The organism is Ferruginibacter sp., from assembly GCF_031391665.1.
In the GTDB taxonomy this organism is placed as follows: domain Bacteria; phylum Bacteroidota; class Bacteroidia; order Chitinophagales; family Chitinophagaceae; genus Ferruginibacter.
Genome location: NZ_JANMUN010000207.1, coordinates 1 through 3,974 on the forward strand (window position 1 = coordinate 1; position 3,974 = coordinate 3,974).

At 36.1% G+C, this 3,974-nt stretch carries 6 protein-coding genes; 5 read left to right on the top strand and 1 reads right to left on the bottom strand.

Going from position 1 to position 3,974, the window contains the following annotated elements; all coding sequences use genetic code 11:
- Positions 1 to 121: 121 nt before the first annotated feature.
- The 4 genes from paaC to ACY651_RS15300 are packed head-to-tail and all read left to right on the top strand — an operon-like array spanning position 122 to position 2,843.
- A complete protein-coding gene (gene paaC / locus ACY651_RS15285; RefSeq protein ID WP_462254284.1) occupies positions 122 to 853 on the top strand; it encodes a 1,2-phenylacetyl-CoA epoxidase subunit PaaC in 732 nt (243 codons plus the stop codon).
- Positions 847 to 1,365, top strand: coding sequence for a 1,2-phenylacetyl-CoA epoxidase subunit PaaD (gene paaD / locus ACY651_RS15290; protein WP_462254286.1), 519 nt, complete (start codon positions 847 to 849; stop codon positions 1,363 to 1,365). Before paaC ends, paaD begins: the two co-directional genes overlap by 7 nt.
- Before the next feature lie 41 nt (positions 1,366 to 1,406).
- Positions 1,407 to 2,042 (top strand): MgtC/SapB family protein, encoded by a 636-nt coding sequence (locus tag ACY651_RS15295; protein ID WP_462254288.1) that lies wholly within the window; start codon positions 1,407 to 1,409, stop codon positions 2,040 to 2,042.
- 24 nt (positions 2,043 to 2,066) lie between these two features.
- Complete coding sequence (locus ACY651_RS15300; protein WP_462254290.1) at positions 2,067 to 2,843, top strand: enoyl-CoA hydratase-related protein; 777 nt, start codon at positions 2,067 to 2,069, stop codon at positions 2,841 to 2,843.
- 9 nt (positions 2,844 to 2,852) lie between these two features.
- On the opposite strand, the gene ACY651_RS15305 is transcribed toward ACY651_RS15300, so the two are convergent.
- Positions 2,853 to 3,569, bottom strand: coding sequence for a thioredoxin domain-containing protein (locus ACY651_RS15305; RefSeq protein ID WP_462254292.1), 717 nt, complete (start codon positions 3,567 to 3,569; stop codon positions 2,853 to 2,855).
- A 73-nt stretch (positions 3,570 to 3,642) separates the two neighbouring features.
- On the opposite strand from ACY651_RS15305, the gene ACY651_RS15310 reads away from it, so the two are divergent.
- The coding region (locus ACY651_RS15310) for a hotdog fold thioesterase (RefSeq protein ID WP_462254294.1) at positions 3,643 to 3,974 on the top strand (332 nt) is incomplete at its 3' end.

A 3,974-nucleotide genomic window follows, 5' to 3' on the forward strand; every position in this document is an offset into this window, starting at 1 on the left:
TGAGCAATCGGGAGAATTGTATGAACCTGCGATTGATAAAGTGTACCGGCACCCAACTTTTTATAATTTGCCTGAGGAAGTAAATCACATGTAAACCCCTATCCCCTAAAGGGGGACTGTTATGGAGAATAAATTAATTGATTACATACTATCCCTTGCGGATACCACTTTAATTCTTGCACAAAGAAATGCAGAGTGGTGTGGTCATGGGCCAATATTAGAACAGGATATTGCTATCACCAATATTTCGTTGGACCTTATTGGGCAATCAAGAAATTTTTATCAATATGCGGCTAATTTAATTGGTGGAGACGCAACGGAAGATTCTCTTGCATACTTAAGAAAAGAAAGAGAATTTAAGAATTTATTATTGGTGGAGCAACCCAATGGCGATTGGGGACAAACCATTTTACGGCAATATTTATTCAGCCAGTTTCAATATTTATTATTTGAAAAACTGGAGCATAGCAAAGACGAACAACTGGCAGCCATTACTGCAAAAGCCTTAAAAGAAATAAAGTATCATGTACGCTGGAGCAGCGAATGGGTAATACGCTTAGGCGATGGTACTGCAGAAAGTAAAACAAGAATGCTGAAAGCTATTGAGGAATTATGGAAATATACAGGTGAAATGTTTGTACCGGGTGAGTATGAAAAAGAAATTGATGTTACAGTATTAAAAGACGAATGGCTGCAAAAAGTAAAAATTATTTTTGATGAAGCCACATTGCCTTTGCCTGAAAATGTTTTTATGCAAACAGGGGGAAAAGAAGGTGTTCACACTGAGCATTTAGGTTATATTTTAACAGAGTTGCAATACATGCAAAGAGCTTATCCAAATTCTACATGGTAGTTGATAAAAAAATAGCAGAGCAAAATATCTGGCAAATACTTGAAACAGTTTGCGATCCCGAAGTACCTGTACTTAGCATTTTAGATTTAGGAATTGTAAGAGATGTAAAAATCGATAACTCCCCTTCTACCCAGGATGCTGTGCAAGGGGATGGGGGCATTGAAATCGTAATCACTCCAACATACACCGGCTGCCCGGCAATGGATATGATTACAATGGATATAAAAATGAGGCTGCTTGAAAATGGTTATAAAAAAATAAAAGTTACTTCAGTACTTTCGCCTGCATGGACAACCGACTGGATGAGTGAAGCCGGAAAACAAAAATTAAAAGCCTACGGTATTGCACCTCCTTACACAAGGTCAGACGATACGGGAGACCTTGTAATTGAATGCCCTCAATGCAAATCAACCAACACAAAATTAATAAGCCAGTTTGGAAGTACTGCCTGCAAAGCTTTGTATCAATGTAATGATTGTAAAGAACCTTTTGATTATTTTAAATGTCATTAATGCTTTTATGAATTTTAATGTTAATTACTTACATTTAAAGTATGGATTTATCTATTTATTTTGAAGAAGCTGCCCAGGTATCGGCAGCATTTATTATTGGTGCTATCATTGGCTTAGAGAGAGAGTTCCGCAGTAAGCCCGCCGGATTTAGAACAATGATTTTGATTTGTGTGGGCTCCTGCCTTTATACTATTCTTTCCAAAGAAAGTGACAGTACCGACAGGATTGCCAGTAATATTGTAACCGGTATTGGTTTTATTGGTGCTGGTGTAATTTTTAAAGAAGGTATTTCGGTAAATGGGTTAACCACTGCCGCATTAATTTGGGTAACTGCTGCATTGGGTATGGCAATTGGTTATCATAATTATCCTATAGCCATTGTGGTATCAGTAATGGTAGTAATTACTTTATTTGTTTTAGAACCTGTACAAAGATTTATTAATAATTTACATCGGGTAAAAGATTACAGAATTAAAACCGTTGCATTGGGTAAAAATTTCAGGACAGAATTTGAATCTTTCTTTTTAACCAACCGCACTACTTTCCGCTGCATGAAAATAGTTAAGGAAGATAATGATGCCGTTTATTTGTACCGTATCAGTTCTCCCGACAGAAATTACGATGCAGTAAATAATTTTCTTTTACACCATACAGAAGTAAAAAGCTTTGAAGTGTAATTCTTTTCTTAATAAATAAATTTTATGTCTTCCATTTTATTCGAAATAAAAAACAATGTTGGGTATATTATTTTAAACCGCCCCGAAAAATTTAATGCGTTTAACAGAGAAATGGCTTTACGCATGCAGGCGCATTTAGATGAATGTGCCAGTGTACCCGATGTACGTTGTGTATATATTACCGGCGCAGGTAAAGCATTTAGTGCCGGGCAGGATATTAGTGAATTAGTTGGTGAAAATAAAATTGAAATAGCACAAATACTCAGCGAACATTATAACCCGATTGTAAAAAAAATAAGAAATTTACCCAAGCCGGTAGTTTGTGCAGTTAATGGCGTTGCAGCAGGTGCAGGTGCAAATATTGCATTGTGTTGCGATGTAGTCGTTGCGACTGCTGCAGCTTCTTTTATCCAGGCATTTAGTAAAATTGGATTGATACCCGACAGCGGCGGCACTTTTACTTTACCACGTTTAATTGGCTGGCAAAAAGCAAGTGCCTTAATGATGACGGGTGATAAAGTAAACGCCACTGATGCAGAAAAAATGGGAATGATATACAAAGTTTTTGCTGATGAAAATTTTGAAGTTGAAAGTAAAAAAATTGCAGCAACACTTTCTCAAATGCCTACCAAAGGATTAGCATTTACTAAACATGCATTGAATAATTCGTTCACTAATTCCTGGGAAGAACAATTGTTGTTAGAAGACGAATACCAGCAAAAAGCAGCAGCTACGTTTGATTATAACGAAGGCATTAATTCTTTTTTAGAAAAACGTATTCCAATATTTAAAGGAGAATAAGAGATTGTATCATTTATAATATTTTCTTATCGCTGCTTCCATATCGCCCCTGCTCATAAAGCCTTCTTGCCTGAAAACACTTACGCCTTTTTTATAAATCATAATATACGGCAGGGAATTAAAATGCAATGCTTTCATCAACACCAAATTTTCATCGGCATTAATTTTTATAATATGTGCCGTATCTTTCATTTGCGTAACCATACTGTCTAATGCCGGTACCATTATTTGGCAGGGTGCACACCATGGTGCATAAAAATCTATAAAAACTAAAGGCTTATCTTTTATACTTGCAATAAATTCTTCTTTGCCCATTCCTTTGCGGCTGTCAAAATCTTTTCCTTTTATTACGGGCAGGCCATCCAGCTTCCAGTTAATAATACCGCCTTTTAAATCATACACTTCGCTAAAGCCTAATTTATTCAGCATCACTGCTGCATCGTGGCTGCGTACGCCAATGGCGCAATACACAAACACCGGCATTTTTTTATCAATGGTACTTAATCTTTTTTCAAAAAGAGAATCATGTATGTCCATAAAAACAGCATGCTTAATATAACTTCGGTTTACTTCTTTTGGCGTACGTACATCTAACAAAAATGCGTTGGTTGTGGATTGTAATTTTTTATTGAATTGTTTTGGCGTAAGTTTTTCCTGCGCAAAAATATTACCGCAGAAAAATATTGCCGCAAAAAGAAAACAGAAATATTGTATCGAAATCTTCATGTAATAATAAAGGTACAACCTAAATACAGCAATCTAAATTTGTTTATACCTTTAACAGTATTAAAACAAATATATGCCAACAGCAAACGAAGTAGTAACGCACATGATGCAGCATGATCTGTTCAGCCAGTGGCTGGGTATTGAAGTGTTGCAAATAAAAGAAGGGTACAGCAAAATAAAAATGACCGTACGAAAAGAAATGATCAATGGCTTTGGCATCGTACATGGCGGTATTGCATTTTCTTTAGCAGACAGTGCTTTTGCATTTGCCTGTAATAATCGCAATGTGTTATCAGTTGCTTTAGATACTTCCATTAATTTTATAAAACCGGTGCATGTGGATGATGTATTAACCGCCGAAGCAAAAGAATTGCATAATGGAAAAAGTACAGGTTTGTATCACAT